The 16,250-nt window shown below is 60.0% G+C and carries 17 protein-coding genes; 1 reads left to right on the forward strand and 16 read right to left on the reverse strand.

All coding sequences use genetic code 11. The features are described 5' to 3' along the window. The 5 genes from H522_RS19540 to H522_RS0113965 form a co-directional block, all read right to left on the reverse strand. Positions 1 to 268 (reverse strand): helix-turn-helix domain-containing protein (locus H522_RS19540; RefSeq protein ID WP_211230691.1); only part of this gene is annotated, 268 nt, incomplete at its 3' end. 180 nt (positions 269 to 448) lie between these two features. Further along, on the reverse strand, positions 449 to 718 hold the full coding sequence (locus H522_RS0113950) for a DUF1146 family protein (protein WP_245578125.1): 270 nt from the start codon (positions 716 to 718) through the stop codon (positions 449 to 451). Between the two features lie 320 nt (positions 719 to 1,038). Then, on the reverse strand, positions 1,039 to 2,322 hold the full coding sequence (locus tag H522_RS0113955) for an MFS transporter (protein WP_035454093.1): 1,284 nt from the start codon (positions 2,320 to 2,322) through the stop codon (positions 1,039 to 1,041). A gap of 105 nt (positions 2,323 to 2,427) precedes the next feature. Next, complete coding sequence (gene pdxA / locus H522_RS0113960; RefSeq protein ID WP_026962807.1) at positions 2,428 to 3,435, reverse strand: 4-hydroxythreonine-4-phosphate dehydrogenase PdxA; 1,008 nt, start codon at positions 3,433 to 3,435, stop codon at positions 2,428 to 2,430. A 96-nt stretch (positions 3,436 to 3,531) separates the two neighbouring features. Beyond that, positions 3,532 to 4,755 (reverse strand): four-carbon acid sugar kinase family protein, encoded by a 1,224-nt coding sequence (locus tag H522_RS0113965; protein WP_026962808.1) that lies wholly within the window; start codon positions 4,753 to 4,755, stop codon positions 3,532 to 3,534. Between the two features lie 243 nt (positions 4,756 to 4,998). Here H522_RS0113965 and H522_RS0113970 point away from each other — a divergent pair, with 243 nt between their 5' ends. Further along, positions 4,999 to 5,760 (forward strand): DeoR/GlpR family DNA-binding transcription regulator, encoded by a 762-nt coding sequence (locus H522_RS0113970; protein ID WP_026962809.1) that lies wholly within the window; start codon positions 4,999 to 5,001, stop codon positions 5,758 to 5,760. Between the two features lie 17 nt (positions 5,761 to 5,777). Here H522_RS0113970 and H522_RS0113975 read toward each other — a convergent pair whose 3' ends face one another. From H522_RS0113975 to H522_RS0114025, 11 genes are all read right to left on the reverse strand, one after another. Continuing rightward, the gene (locus tag H522_RS0113975; RefSeq protein ID WP_051344291.1) at positions 5,778 to 7,244 is read right to left on the reverse strand and encodes an NADH-quinone oxidoreductase subunit N; all 1,467 of its coding nucleotides are present in this window, start codon (positions 7,242 to 7,244) and stop codon (positions 5,778 to 5,780) included. A gap of 3 nt (positions 7,245 to 7,247) precedes the next feature. Beyond that, a complete protein-coding gene (locus H522_RS0113980; RefSeq protein WP_026962811.1) occupies positions 7,248 to 8,798 on the reverse strand; it encodes a complex I subunit 4 family protein in 1,551 nt (516 codons plus the stop codon). A 3-nt stretch (positions 8,799 to 8,801) separates the two neighbouring features. Then, the gene (gene nuoL, locus H522_RS0113985) at positions 8,802 to 10,721 is read right to left on the reverse strand and encodes an NADH-quinone oxidoreductase subunit L (protein ID WP_026962812.1); all 1,920 of its coding nucleotides are present in this window, start codon (positions 10,719 to 10,721) and stop codon (positions 8,802 to 8,804) included. A gap of 234 nt (positions 10,722 to 10,955) precedes the next feature. Further along, a complete protein-coding gene (gene nuoK / locus H522_RS0113990) occupies positions 10,956 to 11,270 on the reverse strand; it encodes an NADH-quinone oxidoreductase subunit NuoK (RefSeq protein WP_026962813.1) in 315 nt (104 codons plus the stop codon). 12 nt (positions 11,271 to 11,282) lie between these two features. Then, entirely contained in the window at positions 11,283 to 11,801 is a 519-nt protein-coding gene (locus H522_RS20685; RefSeq protein WP_026962814.1) for an NADH-quinone oxidoreductase subunit J, read from the reverse strand. Next, positions 11,798 to 12,238: a NuoI/complex I 23 kDa subunit family protein gene (locus H522_RS19550; RefSeq protein WP_051344292.1), complete on the reverse strand. Its 441-nt coding sequence runs from the start codon at positions 12,236 to 12,238 to the stop codon at positions 11,798 to 11,800. Before H522_RS19550 ends, H522_RS20685 begins: the two co-directional genes overlap by 4 nt. 80 nt (positions 12,239 to 12,318) lie before the next feature. After that, on the reverse strand, positions 12,319 to 13,251 hold the full coding sequence (nuoH, locus tag H522_RS0114005; protein ID WP_155836460.1) for an NADH-quinone oxidoreductase subunit NuoH: 933 nt from the start codon (positions 13,249 to 13,251) through the stop codon (positions 12,319 to 12,321). A gap of 57 nt (positions 13,252 to 13,308) precedes the next feature. After that, positions 13,309 to 14,433: an NADH-quinone oxidoreductase subunit D gene (locus tag H522_RS0114010; protein ID WP_026962816.1), complete on the reverse strand. Its 1,125-nt coding sequence runs from the start codon at positions 14,431 to 14,433 to the stop codon at positions 13,309 to 13,311. A gap of 22 nt (positions 14,434 to 14,455) precedes the next feature. Then, a complete protein-coding gene (locus H522_RS19555) occupies positions 14,456 to 15,205 on the reverse strand; it encodes an NADH-quinone oxidoreductase subunit C (RefSeq protein WP_051344293.1) in 750 nt (249 codons plus the stop codon). Beyond that, positions 15,202 to 15,747, reverse strand: a complete 546-nt coding sequence (locus tag H522_RS0114020) for a NuoB/complex I 20 kDa subunit family protein (protein WP_035454099.1) — start codon at positions 15,745 to 15,747, stop codon at positions 15,202 to 15,204. Before H522_RS0114020 ends, H522_RS19555 begins: the two co-directional genes overlap by 4 nt. Further along, complete coding sequence (locus H522_RS0114025; protein ID WP_026962818.1) at positions 15,738 to 16,106, reverse strand: NADH-quinone oxidoreductase subunit A; 369 nt, start codon at positions 16,104 to 16,106, stop codon at positions 15,738 to 15,740. The genes H522_RS0114020 and H522_RS0114025 overlap by 10 nt, the downstream gene beginning before the upstream one ends. Between the last annotated feature and the right edge of the window lie 144 nt (positions 16,107 to 16,250).

Here is a 16,250-nt window from a genome sequence, read left to right on the forward strand (position 1 = left end):
TGAAGGCGCGATCCAGGTGCCGTAATTCCTGTTGAAGCGCAACACTGGAAACTTCATTGAGCCATACCATGTCAGGTTGCCGTTTCAAGACTGTCAATTGAGCCGACAGATCCTTGTAGTACAGACGTTTGCCTTCGTTGTAGTACGCATCTGTCTTGAGGCGTAAGCCCCAATTGTAGACAAAGCGAACACAACCAAACGTCTTGGCGAGGATTTCTTTCTGCTCTTCGGTCGGATAGAAACGGTATCGGTAGGCTCTCTTTTTCAACATACTTACATTGTAGTACCATATACAGTGTAAAAAACGAAACAACTTTCGCCTAACGGCGAGCGCCTTATATTCCCAGAGCTAGCTCGGGGTCTTACGGCGCATATTGATAAATTCGTGAAGTGCGGACGGGGACGGCGCGGCGATCGCCACGCCTTTTCGTGAGGGTCATCACCTAGGCTATAAGAGGACGCGCAGCAACTGGAACGCCACGATATAGGCGACCGCGGCCAAGGCGAGCAGAAAGCCGCCCAGGAGAGCGAGCAGAAAGCGCAGCACCCGAGTTTGGGTGCCGAGCGGATCGAACAAAAACTTGTCCCACTTCAGGGCACCCAACGCCCACCAGGTGGCCCAAGTGCCAAACAGGAAGGCAAGCACGAATAACAGTCCGTCCGCCGCCAACACGGCGCTATTCGACAGGGTTCCCGTACCGGTCATTGTGGTCGGCATATTGGGCCCTCCTTCACGAGATGTAGGGGTATTGTACCATGCCGACAGGGAAGCGAGGGACGGGACAAACCTGCCCAAAACGCCTGTGCCCGCCCCGGCGGCTTTTGCGCATAGGCTGGGCATCATGATTTTGAACGCCGGTTCATAAAGGTAGAAGCCTTAGTGGCCGGTGACCCATCTACAAGGGTGAACGATTATCAATAGCGAAAAATCATCAAGCTGGATACAAATAACCAGCACCCAGCAATTTCGATATGAACGAGATTCTCCCTTCCCGTTCTCTATCATCGTTTCCTCCAGCAGAACGGGAAGGGAAAAGTTCAGAACTGGGTCGGCTGTCCGCTGGCTGGTATAAAGCCCCTATTCGTCTCGGTTTCCGATTTCAAAAGCGAAGATATTAGAATGGCGATGACCAGAAAGGCCGCCAGCACATAGAAACCGACAAAACTGCTGTGCGTGACCTGCTTTAAGTAGCCAACTAGGTACGGACCAAGGAACCCACCTAGGTTCCCGATAGCGTTGATGATGCCCATGGCTGCCCCGACGACTTCGATGCGCAAGATGCGACTGGGGATGGCCCAGAACGGTCCGTAGGGGCCATAGACGCCGATGGCCGCAATGACGAGAAACACCATGCTGATCATGGGACCGTGCCCAAGCAACTGCCCGGCGACGAGCCCAATCGTTCCGACGACCAGAGGCAAGGCGACGAACAACCGGCGTTTGCCCGTCTTGTCCGAGAGATATGAGGTCACAATCATCGACAGAAAAGCGAAGAAGAAGGGAACCGCAGAGAGCAGGCCGACCGTGCCAGATGAAGCAATGCCTTGAAAGGACTTAACGACGGACGGTTCCCAAAGCGAGAAGCCATAAAATCCGCTCATCCAGAAGAAATACCCGGCTATCAACCACCAGACCGTCTTGTTCGTCAATGCGGCACGAAGCCCGGCGTCGTTTGGTTTAGTCTCGTTCTCCGCAGCCAAGACGCGAGTCGTCGCCGCTTTTTCCGATTCCGTCAGCCACCGGGCCGATTGCGGTTTGTCTGTGACCGTAAACCACCACACGAACGCCCAAATGATAGGCGGCGCCCCTTCAATGATAAAGATGTCCCGCCAATTGAGGAAAGTTAACAGCCACCCCGTCAATGGCGCCATGATTACGGCTGAAATGGGCAGACAGGTCATCCAAAGCGCGTTCGCCCGCGCCCGCTCATCATTCGCAAACCACGAGGCGAGCAGGACCAACACCGCGGGCCAGACTCCACCCTCAAACACTCCCAGGACAAACCGAGCTAGATACAATTGTGTGGGCGTTTTCACGAGACCCGTAGCCATGGCGGACAAACCCCAGAGAATCATCAGGATGAATACAACCTTTCGGGCACTCCATCTGCTCGCTAGGTAGCCACCAGGGATTTGCAAGATCATATAGCCAACGAAGAAGATGCCGGAGGCAAAACCGGCGGCCGAACTGGTTATATGGAAAGAATCATCGATGTACGGCAGGATCATGGACACGTTGATCCGGTCCATGTACGCCATCATGTACATGACCACGGCAACCGGAATGATGTACCACCATCTCCGAACAGGCAGCGAATTCATGACAATCCTCCTCCGTTCCGCTCTCATGTTTCCGGTTTCATACGTGGTGTATAAAGACCGCCGCCCGAGGAAGGGCGGCGCATTGAAGTTACGCCCATGGGGACCCTACACCGGCTGATACTTCGGCGCGTAGCGAATGGCGGCGCGGATGGCTTCCACCATCGAGACGGCGGAGGCGACGCCTTTACCAGCGATGTCGAAGGCCGTGCCGTGATCGACGCTGGTGCGAAGCGTCGGGAGCCCGAGCGTAATGGACACCGTCTTCTCAAAGTCCATCACCTTGGCGGCGATATGCCCCTGGTCATGGTAGAGGGAGAGCACGGCGTCGTACTGACCCTGGCGCGCGAAGTGAAACACCGAATCGGCCGGCACGGGACCAACAACGTTCATCCCCTGGGCCAAAGCCCTTTCGATGGCCGGGCGGATGGACTCCACTTCCTCGCGGCCCAGGAGCCCGCCTTCGCCCGAGTGCGGGTTGAGCCCGGCCACGGCCAGCCGCGGCTTCTCCCCCGCGAGGGTCGTGAGCGCACGGTAGGCGCGGACAATTCCGGCGTGGACGAAGTCTGGATTGGCAATCTGGCGGCAGGCCTCAATCAACGGCACATGCCGCGTCAAGAAAAAGATGCGCACGTTCTCGATGAGGAACATGGTCATCTCGTTCTCTACGTGCTGCAAATCGGCGAACATTTCCGTGTGCCCGATGTAGGGCACCCCGGCGGCACGCAGCGCTTCCTTGTTGATGGGTGCCGTGACAATGGCGTCCACCTGACCGGCCTGCGCCAACTCGACGCTCCGCTTGACGTAGTCAAACGCGGCCTGGCCGCACTGCGCCTGAACCTGGCCGAGAGCGAGGCTGGCGACGTCAATGTTGTCCAAATCCACAACATCGACCGTGCCCGCCGTATACAGCGCTTCGTTAGGCTGGGTCACCGCGTGAATGGAGACCGGGATCGACAGCCGCTGGCGGATGTCCTCCAACACCGCGCGAGAGCCAATGACCAGCGGCCGGGCGCTCGCGTATAGCGCGGCGTCGGTCAAGGCCTTCAGCGTAATCTCTGGCCCAATGCCGGCGGCGTCTCCCATGGTGATGGCAATTACCGGACGTTCTAACATGCGTTCTCCTCCTCGTGATGGCAATCGAATGGATGTGGCGCCCGCTTATACGTGACACCCGCTGTATGTGGCGCCTGCACGCCAACCCCAAGTTGGTCAGGCGCCAGACAGGAGCACCTGAACGCTGTCGTAGACGGCGCTTTCGGGCCCGACCGATCCGCCCTTGGTCACGACGCGCAGGTTGGCATAGGGGCCGGAGACGACGCGGCTGAGGATGCATAGCGGCCACACCTCGTGGATGGGTTCCAGCGCTTCCGCCCGCAGGCGGTGCAGCACCTCGTACGCGACCTCGCCGCCCGTCACGTAGAGTCCGTTCAGCGGCACGGTCTTCAGAACCGCTTCTGTGAGTTCCGCCAAGGCCTCTGAGACATCCACCGCCCGGCCGCCACTGCAGGCGACTCCGTCGGTGCGCACGCCGACAACCTGCTGCCTGGAGAACGCGTCGGCCACCTGGGCGGTGTAGGCCTGCAGGCTCTCCGCGCGCGTGTCCGCCTTGACGAGAGACATCGGATGAATGCGGATGAGTTCCCTCCCCAACCGAGTCTCCAGGTAATCGAGTTGGCGGCAAGTGGTGGGCATCGGACTCCCACAGACGAGAAAGACGCGGTTTTGCCCGGCCGCCAGGGCAGAGAAGTATTGGGCCGTGAACGGACCGGGATCGATGGGCAGAACGGGAACCGGCCAGGTAGCAAATGACCGGGCCAAGGTGGCGATGTCGTCATCCGTCTCCGCGTCGCAGATGACGAGCAGGCGTTCGCGCCCGAGGCTGCTATAGCGCCCTGCGACCGCGGAAAAGCCCTGCTCCACCTCGGCCGAGGTCAGAGACAGAACCGGCAAGCTGGTCTGCTGCCGCAGCAGCTCGACGAGGTTCGCTGATGTCACCGGGGTATGGATGTCGCGCGCGATTTCCGTCTCATCGACCGGAACCCCGTGCACGTATAAACGACCCCCGCGGACCGTCCGTCCCGATGCCGGGAAGGCGCACACCACCACTCCGACCGCCCGCTCGGGCAGGAGTTTCAGCATAGCCTCCGCCTCCGCCCCAATCGGGCCGCGAAACGTGCTGTCGATCCGCTTGGCAAACCGAGTATCGGTCCCCCATTCGGCAAGTACCCGCCGCATCAGGGCTTGCACGCGCTGGGCCGCTTCGGCAGGTGGCAGAAGCCGCGTGCCAGTGTTCCAGATGGTGGCGACGCCACGCCGTGGCGGGAGCACCTGGTCATGCCGCAGCAAGGTTTGGGCCTGCCAGCCGAGCTGTCGAAACAGCACCGCTTCCGCGTTGCAGCCGGTCAGGTCATCGCCGAATACGAGGATATTCATGCCCATCTCCTCCTACGGGTGCTGTCAGTTTACGTGTTCTGGAACGAGCCTTGACCCCCGCCTTACGTAACGTATGATAACAATATATAACACAATCGAACACAACATCAACATATTTTCGCGAGAAGTTAGTAGTCCAGTTCCTTTAGTGCCATCTCCTGATAGATTCCGTTGCTTTTTTAGGGAAGATGCGTTCGCTCCAGGCTATAATGGACAGAGACACGAAACACGGGAGGAATCCGGATGCTGGCTGCGCAGAGGCGCAAGGAGATCTATCACCTGTTGGCCAAGCACGGACAGGTGGAGTTGCAGCAGCTGGCGGCCCACTTTCAGGTCTCCATGATGACCGTCCGGCGCGATTTGGAGCAGCTCGAGCAGGAAGGGAAGGCGCGCCGGGTCCACGGCGGGGCTATCCTCGCTGAACAGAAGTGGATGCCCGACAGCCTGGAGGTCAAGTCCACCGCCAACACGGAACAAAAACAGGCCATCGCCCGCAAGGTGATGAGCCTGCTCAAGCCCAACCGATCGATTTTCTTGGATGCGGGCAGTACGGCGTACGAAGTGGCGAAGGAACTAACGGCCTCCTTCGAGGAACCGCTGACCGTTTGCACCCCGGACTTGCAGATTGCGCAGCATCTTGCCCAGACCCGCCGCTTCCAGGTTTACACCTGCGGCGGCCTCGTCGACCCCGCTACCGGGAGTTCGGGCGGATCGTTCGCGATTCAGATGATCCAGGCCCTGCACGCGGATGTGGCACTCATCGGCTGCGATGGACTGACCGTCAAAGACGGCGCCATGAGCGCGCGTACCGAGCAGGTTGCGGTCAAACAGGCAATGATGGCGCGCAGCCTGCAGGTGGCCTTACTGGCTGACAGTAGCAAGTTCGGCCGCGTCTCATTCGCCACCATCGCGCCGCTGCACGCCTTCGATTACGCGGTCGTGGATGAGATCTTCGATGAGACCCTCGCCGAAGGCCTACGGAAGGCCGGCGTCGAACTGATCTGAGGAGCCGTCCTGCCTCGTCAAAACCACTGCACCCACTGCAGCGGGTGGAGCAAGGTGGCCGGAACGATGCCGAGTGCAAGCGTTCCGGCAATGCACAGCCCGAGCAGCAGGTTCATCACAGGGTGCGTCTGGATGACGGCCGCTTCGCCGCGGGTATCCAAGTCTTTACGGAACATCTGGCGCACCCACCCCAGGTAGTAGTAGAACGAAATGATGCTGGTCACAAACAGCAGGATGCCCAGCCAGACCGCCTGAAAGTGAATGGTCTCGACAAATATGTAGAACTTGCCCAAAAAGCCACCGGTCAGGGGCATGCCGGCGAGCGACAGCAGGAATACGGTCAGAGCCCCGGCCAGCCAGGGCGATTGCTGAAAGAGGCCCTGCAGCGCGTCGTCGGTGTGCGTTTTTCTCGCCCGGGCCACCACCGAGACTACGGCAAAGGCGCCAATGGTCATGAACGTATAAGCAAACAGGTAGAACACCAGGCTGTCGAAAAGCCCCGTCCAGTCGGTGTAGTTGGGACCGATGAGAGCCAAGGGAATCAACGCGTAGCCGGCCTGCGCGATGCTGGAGAAAGCCAGCAGACGCTTCATGTTGCGCTGCGGCAAGGCGATGAGGTTGCCGACCAGCATCGTCACCGCCGCCAGGATGCCCGCCCAGTAAAAGACGTCGCTCGTGACCCCGTTGAAGATAAACAACAGCATGCGCAACAGCATCGCGAACGCGGCCGTTTTCGACAGAGTCGCCAAAAACGAACTGATGGGTGACGGCGCGCCGTCATACGCGTCCGGTGTCCACATGTGAAACGGAACCAGCGACAGCTTGAAGCCCATGCCACAGAGCATGAGGATGAAGCCCAAGAGGACGATGGCCGGGTATTGCTGGTACAGTTCGCTGCCGTGCTGGCCGAGCTCTACCAGGTTGGTGGTACCGGAAATTCCATAGATGAACGACATCCCGTACAGCAGCGCCGCGGACCCGACGGATCCCATAATGAGGTACTTGACGCCCCCCTCGACCGAGCGTACAGATTTCTTGCGCACGGCAATCAGGACGTAGCTGGCCACCGAGAGCAGCTCCAACCCCACGTAGAGGGTGATAAGGTCGAAGGCGGAGGCCATTGCCAAGGCGCCCGCGACGCCAAACAGAATCAGGTAAGTGTGCTCGGCGGCCAGCGGTTGCCGGGCGCTGTACGCATACGAGAAGAGCAGAATCAACGCGGCCGAGATCAGGATGAGCAGACTGAACACGCTGGCAAACCCGTCGACGAGCATGGTGTTTAGCGCTGCGGTCGGCTTCGCAGCGAAATGCTGTACAGCCGGCACCATCGCCACCAAAGTGCCGAGGAGGGATGGCCATACCAGCCACCGCCGATTGCCGTGCAGGAATATAAATTCGAGAATCATCACGACAAACGCGGTCACGGAGACGACCAAAAGCGGGCCCATCGTCAGCCAATAGGGTTGATGGAGTATGTCTGGCATGAGTTAACCCCCTATCCCAAGCAGCGTGCCAGCCGACAGGCCGAACAGGTTGCCGATGATTTCTGGGTACACCCCGACGACGAGCACGAGCGCGGTCAGGACAATCAGCGGTAGGTATTCCACCGCCCGCGCGTCGACGGCCGCCGCCACAGGCACCCGAGGGCCAAAGGTGGTTTTCTGAATCGCGTATAACAAGTAGGTCGCCGACAGAATGAGCCCCAAGAGCCCGACAAACGACAGGTACGGGTGGCCGCCGAAGGCGCCGATAAACGCCTGAATCTCGCTGATGAACCCGCTCGTCAGGGGCAGGCCGAGCGACCCCAGCGCAGCAAACAGGAGAAACCCCGACAAGGTGGGCATCGACTTGGACAGGCCGCCCAAGCGGTCCATTTGGGACGATCCGGTCCGCTCCTCGATAGCCCCGGCGAGATAAAACAGAAACGCGGTCAGGAGTCCCGAGGAGACCATCATGAACATCGCGCCCTGAAGCCCCGCCGAGTTCATGGCCGAAATCCCGAGCAGGACCAGCCCCATGTGGCTGATGCTGGAGAAGGCGGTGAGCCGCCGCCAGCCCCTCGCCGCCCAGGCGGCAAACGCCCCGTACAGGATGTTGATGACGCCAAACACGGCCAGGAGAAGGCTAAACCGGTGCACTTCATCGGGGAGCATGCCGACGCCAAAACGGAGCAGCACATAGGCGCCGGTCTTGGTCAGCATGCCGCCGATGAGCATGTTGGTGGCCGTGTCCGCCTGTTCGTGGGCCTTAGGCAGCCACGTGTGGAAGGGGACAAACGCCTCCTCAATGAACACCGCCAGCAACAGCACGAGGAACAACGCCGGCCGGATACCACCGTACACGGACGCGGCGTGGGCGACGTCGTGCTGCAGAGTGGCGATGGAAAACGTCAGCGTCCCCACCGAGCCTGGCAGCTTGGGGGTCGATCCGGCCGTCCCCCCGCTGTAGTACAACCCGGCCAGTCCGTATGCCAGCCCGATAAACACGACCAGGAGACCGACCGAGGCGAAGCCGCGGTAAATCAAGAACTTGTACGCCGCGTGCCGCCGGTCCGGGCCGCCAAACTGCAGAATGAGGAAAAACCCGGAAAACAAGGCGAGTTCCACGGCCACCAGGAAGGTGAATAAGTCCAGCGCCGTCAGCACGCCGAGAATGGCGGCGACCAGAAGGCCCTGCCAAAAGCGGTAGGCTTTCTCCTGTTCCGCTGGCCGCGGCACGCCGATAACCGCAAGCAGTGCGATGACGGCTGTCAGGGTGAGCAAAGGCAGCGACAGACCATCCACGCCGAACGACAGCCCAATCGTCAGGTTGTGCCCCAGCCAGACATTCGGCAGGGTAAACCAAGCCAGGGAGGCGACGTGTTGGAAGCCGTCCTGGCTAGATCCGTAACTGAGCCAGGCCACAATCGCCAAGACTAAGGAGACCAAGCACCCAAGGCCGGTGACCAGGCGGATTTCGGTGGGCCGGCGCGACGGCAGAACCAACGTCAAGAGCGCAGCCAGAAACGGCGCGCCTGGTAGCCACACAGAGAGCCCCATCTCTTACAGCACCCCCCCGACACCGAGCACGGCCACAACAACCATGACCACCAGACCAAACACGGCAATCATGCCGTACGCCTGCACCTGGCCGGTTTGCGTGTACTTGAAGGCCAGGCCGAGGATAGAAACCAGCCGCGCCCCCACTTCAATCAGGCCGTCGATGAGATAGCGATCGACCGCGTTCACCATCCGGGCGACCACCTTCCCGCCTGCGACCACGCTGTAGAAGTACACCTCGTCGAGATAGAACTTACGCAGGGAAACGCGGTACGGAATGGACAGCGACTCCGCGAGCCGATTCGGCGCCTCCGTGGGCCGCCCATAGAGCAGGAACGCCAAGCCAATCCCGAGCAGCCCCACCACCACACTGAAGGCCATGAGGGGCAAGCTCTCGTGCGCGACGAGTTGCGGGGCGGCAGTGCCCGCGCCGGGCGAAAAGTCGTTACTGAGGTACCGCTCCAGGCCATGCCCGTTCCAGGGCGTGTTGACAAACCCGGCCAGGGTCGCGAGGACCGCCAGCACCACCAGCGGAATTGTCATCACCCAAGAACCTTCATGCGCCGCCTCCACCCTAGCCTCGTCCCGGGGCTGACCGGAGAAAGTCAGAAAGTAGACTCGAAAGATGTAAAACGCCGTGCAGAACGCGGCGACCAGCCCCATCCAGTACAGCGCGCTGTGTCCGCTCTGCCAGGCCGCGGTCAGAATGTCGTCTTTGGACCAAAAGCCGGAGAACGGAACGATGCCCGCTAAGGCCAGCGCACCCGCCAGGAAAGTCCAGCGGGTAATCGGCATCTTTTTGCCGAGCCCCCCCATTTGAAACAGGTCCTGCGTGTTGACGGCGTGGATGACCGAACCGGCCGCTAAGAACAACAAGGCTTTGAAAAACGCATGTGTAAACAGGTGACAAACGCCCAAGGCATAGGCGCCGACACCGAGCCCCATCATCATGTAACCGAGCTGCGAGACTGTGGAGTAGGCAATCACCCGCTTGATATCCCGCTGTGTCAGCGCGATAAGGGCCGCCAAGAGCGCGGTGATGCCGCCTATCCAGGCCACCACGGTCATGGCCACGGGGCTTTCCAAAAACAGCGGATATATCCGCGCCACCAGGTACACACCGGCGGCCACCATTGTCGCGGCGTGAATCAGTGCAGACACCGGGGTCGGGCCCTCCATCGCGTCCGGCAGCCACACGTGCAAAGGAAACTGAGCCGATTTGCCGACCGCGCCGAAGAAGATGAGCAGCGCCGCCACAGTGATAAGCCCGTGACTCCCCAGCCAGGGCAGGCGCATCGTGTGCGCGGCCGCCGCCTGGAATACCGTCGTAAAATCGAACGATCCGCCCGTCCCCAAGAACAACAGGATGATTCCCGCGAACAAGCCGGTATCGCCAATGCGGGTGACGATGAACGACTTTTTCGCAGCCAAGGCCGCTTCCGGCTTAAAGAACCAGAACCCGACCAACAGGTACGAACAGAGCCCCACCATTTCCCAGAATATGTACAATTGCAAGAGATTCGGCGAGACGACGAGCGCCAGCATCGAGAAGATAAAGAGGTTGAGGTATTGATAGAACACCGCAAACCGCTCGTCTCCGTGCATATAGCCCTTGGAGAACAACAACACCAGCAGGCTGACCACGCTGACCACCACCAGCATCAGGGCATTGAGGTGGGTCAAGGACACCCCCACATCAATCGTGACAGAGCCGACCCGGAGCCAATGGAACAGCCACGTCTGGTTGCCCATCGTCCCGACTGGCATTTGGAAGAACACGAGCAGACTCAGGAGGCACGAGACCCCGGTCAGCGCCACCGACACCGCGCACGCCACCGCTTCCGGCACGCGCCGGCCCGACAAGAGAAGAAACACGTACCCTGCCAAGGGCAGGATGGGAATCAGCCATACGAATTCTGTCATACGTTCACCTTCCTCCCGGCCCGGCCTTCAAATTGCGCGTCCGAAAAGGGGTCAGGTAAGACCCAAGCAGTGCGAGGAAGCTAGCCCAAATGCGAGTCGAGCGTACGTCTTTCGGTACGTGAGGGGGCCTGGTCCCCAGTGGGGACCGTTTAGGCCGGGCGATAGCCCCGGAGCATTTTGGGCGCTGACGAAGCAATGCGATGGGGAGTTCTGGCCCCATTTCGGACAACCGCTCTAGTACTTTTCCGTGTTCAGGTCTTTGACCTCCGTACTCCTCCGCGTGCGGAAGGCCGCCACAACCAGCGCCAGCCCAACCGCGATTTCCGCCGCCGCGACGGTGATGGTAAACAGGGCAAACACCTGCCCGTCCAGGTTCGGCGCGGCGCCCAGGCGGGAGAACGTGACCAGGTTGATGTTGACCGCGTTGAGCATCAACTCCAGCGAGATGAGCACCATAATCAGGTTCCGCTTGGTCAACGCCCCGTACAGACCGATGCAGAAGAGGATGGCGGCCAAACCGAGCAATGATCCAGTCGGGACCGAAACCACCGGTGTATCCACTCACTCGTCCTCCTTTCGCGCCTGCGCCAGCACGACCGCCCCAACCAGCGCCACCACCAACAGCAGAGACACCAGTTCAAACGCAATGGTGTAATGAGCAAACAGCTCCTGACCGAGCGCGGCCGGATTCGAATGCCCGTGGTTGACATCGGTCGAGGAGGGCTGCGGCCACACCTGACTGCGGATAATCCACAATAAGGACGCGGCGAGCAGCACGCAAAAAACCGCGCTCGCCCCGTGGCGGAGCGTCCAGCAAAATGGCGGTTCCATCTCCTCGTGGTTCGTCAGCATAATGGCAAACATCATCAGGATGGTGATGGCGCCAGCGTAAATAAGCACCTGGGCAATCCCGACAAACGGAGCCCCGAGCAAGATGTAGACCGCGGCACAGCCGATGAACACCGCCCCAACGGCCAGGGCCATGTAGATGACTTTTCGCATCGTCAGGAAGGAGATGGCAGCGCTGAGAATCGCCAAGGCGATGAGAAAAAACGCAATCAGTGATGGGTGAATCGTCATTCGCCTTCACCCACCTGTGCCTCCACCCGCTCTGGATGGTTTTGCTCGTAGCGCTGTTGGTTGGCGTAGAGCCAGTTCATATCCAGGTAGAAGTCGTCCCGGGTCTCCGACGCCAACTCAAAGGTATCCGACATCAGAATCGCCTCGGTAGGGCAGACCTCTGTACACAAGTCGCACAGGATGCAGGTGTCAAAGTTAATATCGAACGTATCAATCCGCATTTTTTTGTTGTGGTCTCGGTCGCCCCCAAGGGAAATGCAATCGGTCGGACAGATGCGGGCGCACTGGTTGCAGTTGATGCACAGTTCCGGGATGAACCGGTGCACGCCGCGGAACCGCTCCGGCCACTCGGGGCGAACATCCGGATACTGCACGGTGACCTTTTTCTTCGGCAGTTGACGCAGGGTGACGCTCATTCCTTTGAGAAATCCCAACATGTTCTTTCACCCCGTTTTGATCCATCAGCCAGGACCGGGTTATGGTCAAAGCCCCAGCGTTAAAATCGGTCGAGCACTTCTTACAGCGCCTTCACAACGGCCGTCAAGACCAGGTTCAACAACGCAACCGGAAGGAGAATCTTCCAACTGAACGACATGAGTTGGTCGACGCGCAGGCGCGGCAAGGTGGCGCGCAGCCAAAACTGAAAGAAAATGAAGGCCGCGACCTTAATCGCAAACCACAACCACCCCGGCAACCACGGACCCAACCAGCCGCCAAGGAACAAGGTCGCCGCCAGCCCAGCCATGGCGAACATGTACAGGTATTCGGTCAGCATGAAAAACGCAAAGCGGAAGCCCGTGTACTCGACATGGTAGCCGGCGATAAGCTCCGATTCCGCCTCCGGCAGGTCGAACGGGGTACGGTTCAGTTCGGCCGTGGCCGCCACCAGGAAAACTAAAAAGCCCAAAATCTGCGGAATCACAAACCACCACCGCTCCTGCGCGGCGACAATGTCGTTCAAATTGAGCGATCCGGCCATCAATACGACGCCGACCAGCGACAATCCGAGCGGGATCTCGTAACTGAGCATCTGCGCCGCGCTGCGCATCCCGCCAATCAAGGCATACTTGTTGTTGGACGCCCATCCGCCGAGCATCACGCCGTGAATCGTGATCGCCGACAGGGCCAGGTAGTACAGGGCCCCGATGCTTAAATTGGCGGTGAAGACGTGCGTGCGCGAGAATGGTATTACCGCCAGAACCATGAACGAGGGGATGAACGCGATGACCGGCGCCAACAGGAACAATGGCCTATCGGCCTTTTCCGGCACCACGTCCTCTTTAATCAGCAGCTTGAGGATATCGGCAAACGACTGGAACAGGCCGAACGGCCCAACCCGGTTGGGGCCAATACGAAGCTGCATCCAACCGAGGACCTTGCGTTCAAAGTAGATTTCGTACGTGACGACGCCGAGTCCAATGAGGAGGACGACCACCGTCCCGATGACCATTCCGACAAAGGACAGGCCAGTGAGACCTGCGTTATGCCACGCCCACAGCCAGGACATTCAGGCATCCACCTCCCCTAGGACGATGTCCACGGCACCGAGAATGGCAATCAGGTTGGCCAGGTTTTGGCCCTTGAGCAGCTTTGGCAGCAACTGCAGATTGACGAACGAGGGTTTGCGGATCTTCAACCGGTACGGCTTGTCTTTGCCGTCGCTGACGATGTAAAACCCGAGTTCGCCGCGCGCCCCCTCAATGCCGGAATAATACTCCCCTGCCGGCAGGCGGACGAGGCGAGGCACCTTGCCCAAGACCGGCCCAGAGTCCGGGATTTGCTCCAGAGCCTGCTCCACGATTTTCAGTGACTCTCGCATCTCCAACAGGTGCAAGTAATAGCGGTCAAAGCAGTCTCCCTGCCTGCCGAGGGGCACCTCAAAGTCGAATCGGTCATAGATGCTGTACGGTTTCTTCCGCCGCAGATCCCAATCAAATCCGGTGCTGCGCAGGTTGATGCCGCTCATCCCGTAGGCCAGGGCCGTCTCTGCGTCGAAAACCCCGACGCCGCGCGTGCGGTTGAGGAAGATTTCATTGCCGGTAATCAGGTCATCGTACATTTGAATCTTTTCACGCATGAACGGCACGAACGCCCGTACCTTGTCCAGCCAGCCCGGCGGGGCGTCGTATTTAACGCCGCCGATGCGCATGAAGTTGTACGTCAGACGCGCCCCGCTGATCTCGTTGAACAGCTGGACAATCCGCTCGCGCTCCTGGAACACGTACAAAAACGGGCTCATAGCACCCAAGTCGAGCAGGTACGTGCCGATGAACAACAGGTGGGACGCGATGCGCTGCATCTCCATCAGGATGACGCGCAAGTACTCGGCCCGTTCCGGGATCTCGAGGCCGAGCGCCTCCTCGACCGTGTGGCAGAATGCGTAGTTGTTCAGCATCGCTGCCAGGTAGTCCAGCCTGTCGGTATACGGAATGATTTGCATGTACTGCAGGTCTTCGGCCAACTTCTCCGTGCCCCGGTGCAGATAGCCGATGACCGGATCAGCGTCGAGAATGGTCTCGCCGCTGATTTTCACGACCAGCCGGAACACGCCGTGTGTGCTGGGGTGCTGCGGCCCAACGTTGAGGAGCATCTCTTCCGTACGCACTTGGTTGGCTTCGTCCAGCAGCGCCATCGTCCCGCCTCCCACCTCATGTTCACGGCCGCTGTCCATCGACCAGCGGCCGCTCGCTATTTACCCAGACATCGAAATCCTTGCGCAGCGGATGGCCGACAAAGTCGTCGTCCAGCATAATCCGGCGCAAATCGGGGTGCCCGCGAAACTCCACCCCGAGCAGGTCGTAAATCTCTCGCTCCTCCCAGTTCACGCCCGGATGCGCCGAGACCAAAGAGGGTACCCAAGCCTCTTCGCGCGGAGTCTGCGTCTTGAGGCAGACGAAGTGCCCCCGTTCGGTGGACTGTACAAACAGCACCACCTCAATTCGGTCCGCATAGTCGGTTCCAGCCATGCACTCCACATAGTTCAGACGCCAGTCCGGGTGTGTGCGCAGGTAGTCGACCACCTGCAGCCACTGCTCGCGGGCAATCTTAAGCATCGGCTTGTGGTGCGCGGCACCACTGTCCAGGACGGCCTCGGGACCAAACTGCTCGACGACCGCCTGGCGCAGGCTGTCCGCCGTCGCCTTGGCTTGCTCCACACGCGGGTCCGGCGGCGCTTCTTTCTTCGCGGCAGCCGCCTTTGCCGCCGGCTTGGCCGCAGCCGCCTTCGCGACCGGTTTTCCGGCAGGCGGCTGGGCAGCAGCGGCTGGTTTTCCGGCGGACGGCTGCGCCGAAGTACTCGGCTTCGGCTTGGGCCCATCCGCCCCCTCGGCCTTCAGGTCCGCGCTCTCGGCGGTGCGCTCTTTGTCGGCGGCTGGGGAGTCTGGTGTCCGCGATTCGTCGCTCACGCCTGTTCCACCCTCCTCGTCCGTGCCTCGCGGCGGATCTTGTGCTGCAGCAGGTTCAACCCGTAGATGAGAGCAGGCGGCGAAGGCGGGCACCCGGGGATGTAGATGTCTACGGGGACCACCTGGTCAACCCCTTTCACGACCGAGTAGCTGCGTACGTACGGGCCGCCCGCGGTGGCGCAAACCCCCATGGCCACAACCCACTTCGGCTCCGCCATCTGTTCATACAGGCGGCGCAGTAGAGGCGCCATCTTTTTCGTCACCGTACCGGCCACAATCATCACATCCGACTGACGCGGCGAGGCACGAAAGAAGATACCAAACCGATCCATGTCATAGTGAGAGGCGCTGGCGCCCATCATCTCAATCGCACAACAGGCCAAGCCGAAGGTCAGCGGCCATAGGCTGTTGCTGCGGGCCCAGGCCTTGAGCTGCTCCAGCGGCTGCAGGAGTACACCAGCCCGCCGCAGCTCCTGATTTTCCTCCGGGGTCAGTCCTTCGTACTCGAGGACCGGCAGGCGGTTGGCTGGGTTCAGTTCCATTCAAGCACCTTCTTCCTCCACGCGTACGCCAGGCCCAGGATGAGAATGACGATGAACAACAGCATCTCAATCAGCCCAAACACACCCAACTGGTGGTAACTGATCGCCCATGGATACAGAAACAAAGTTTCCACGTCAAACACGACAAACAGGAGAGCGAATAGGTAATAGCGAGCGTTGTAGCGGACGTGGGAGTCACCAAACGGTTTGACACCGCTTTCATACGTCTCCAATTTCCCGCGCGAAGGGCGGTTGGGCCGCAGCAAGGGACCGATGACCCAGATGGTCGCAATCGGTAACAGCACGGCAAAGACGATGAACAGGACGACGAACAAATACTCACTGAAGTACTGTGGCATCCACCATCTTCCCTTCTCCGCCGAGGGTCTAACCCGGAGGGCCGTCTCCGGCGTGAGCCAACGCATGGAAAACGTGTGACTCGGTGGGATAATTCCGACTCCATCAAATACCGATATAGACGTAAATATTATAACAGACGTGGT

It is taken from the genome of Alicyclobacillus herbarius DSM 13609 (genome assembly GCF_000430585.1).
Lineage (GTDB): Bacteria > Bacillota > Bacilli > Alicyclobacillales > Alicyclobacillaceae > Alicyclobacillus_G > Alicyclobacillus_G herbarius.

What these genes read in the sequence shown, in the direction of transcription:
- H522_RS0113950 (WP_245578125.1), bottom strand. Translation starts at nt 718, where the DNA reads ATGCCGACCACAATGACCGGTACGGGAACCCTGTCGAATAGCGCCGTG.
- H522_RS0113955 (WP_035454093.1), bottom strand. Translation starts at nt 2,322, where the DNA reads ATGAATTCGCTGCCTGTTCGGAGATGGTGGTACATCATTCCGGTTGCC.
- pdxA (WP_026962807.1), bottom strand. Translation starts at nt 3,435, where the DNA reads ATGTTAGAACGTCCGGTAATTGCCATCACCATGGGAGACGCCGCCGGC.
- H522_RS0113965 (WP_026962808.1), bottom strand. Translation starts at nt 4,755, where the DNA reads ATGAATATCCTCGTATTCGGCGATGACCTGACCGGCTGCAACGCGGAA.
- H522_RS0113970 (WP_026962809.1), top strand. Translation starts at nt 4,999, where the DNA reads ATGCTGGCTGCGCAGAGGCGCAAGGAGATCTATCACCTGTTGGCCAAG.
- H522_RS0113975 (WP_051344291.1), bottom strand. Translation starts at nt 7,244, where the DNA reads ATGCCAGACATACTCCATCAACCCTATTGGCTGACGATGGGCCCGCTT.
- H522_RS0113980 (WP_026962811.1), bottom strand. Translation starts at nt 8,798, where the DNA reads ATGGGGCTCTCTGTGTGGCTACCAGGCGCGCCGTTTCTGGCTGCGCTC.
- nuoL (WP_026962812.1), bottom strand. Translation starts at nt 10,721, where the DNA reads ATGACAGAATTCGTATGGCTGATTCCCATCCTGCCCTTGGCAGGGTAC.
- H522_RS20685 (WP_026962814.1), bottom strand. Translation starts at nt 11,801, where the DNA reads ATGACGATTCACCCATCACTGATTGCGTTTTTTCTCATCGCCTTGGCG.
- H522_RS19550 (WP_051344292.1), bottom strand. Translation starts at nt 12,238, where the DNA reads ATGTTGGGATTTCTCAAAGGAATGAGCGTCACCCTGCGTCAACTGCCG.
- nuoH (WP_155836460.1), bottom strand. Translation starts at nt 13,251, where the DNA reads ATGGTCATCGGGACGGTGGTCGTCCTCCTCATTGGACTCGGCGTCGTC.
- H522_RS0114010 (WP_026962816.1), bottom strand. Translation starts at nt 14,433, where the DNA reads ATGGCGCTGCTGGACGAAGCCAACCAAGTGCGTACGGAAGAGATGCTC.
- H522_RS0114020 (WP_035454099.1), bottom strand. Translation starts at nt 15,747, where the DNA reads ATGGAACTGAACCCAGCCAACCGCCTGCCGGTCCTCGAGTACGAAGGA.
- H522_RS0114025 (WP_026962818.1), bottom strand. Translation starts at nt 16,106, where the DNA reads ATGCCACAGTACTTCAGTGAGTATTTGTTCGTCGTCCTGTTCATCGTC.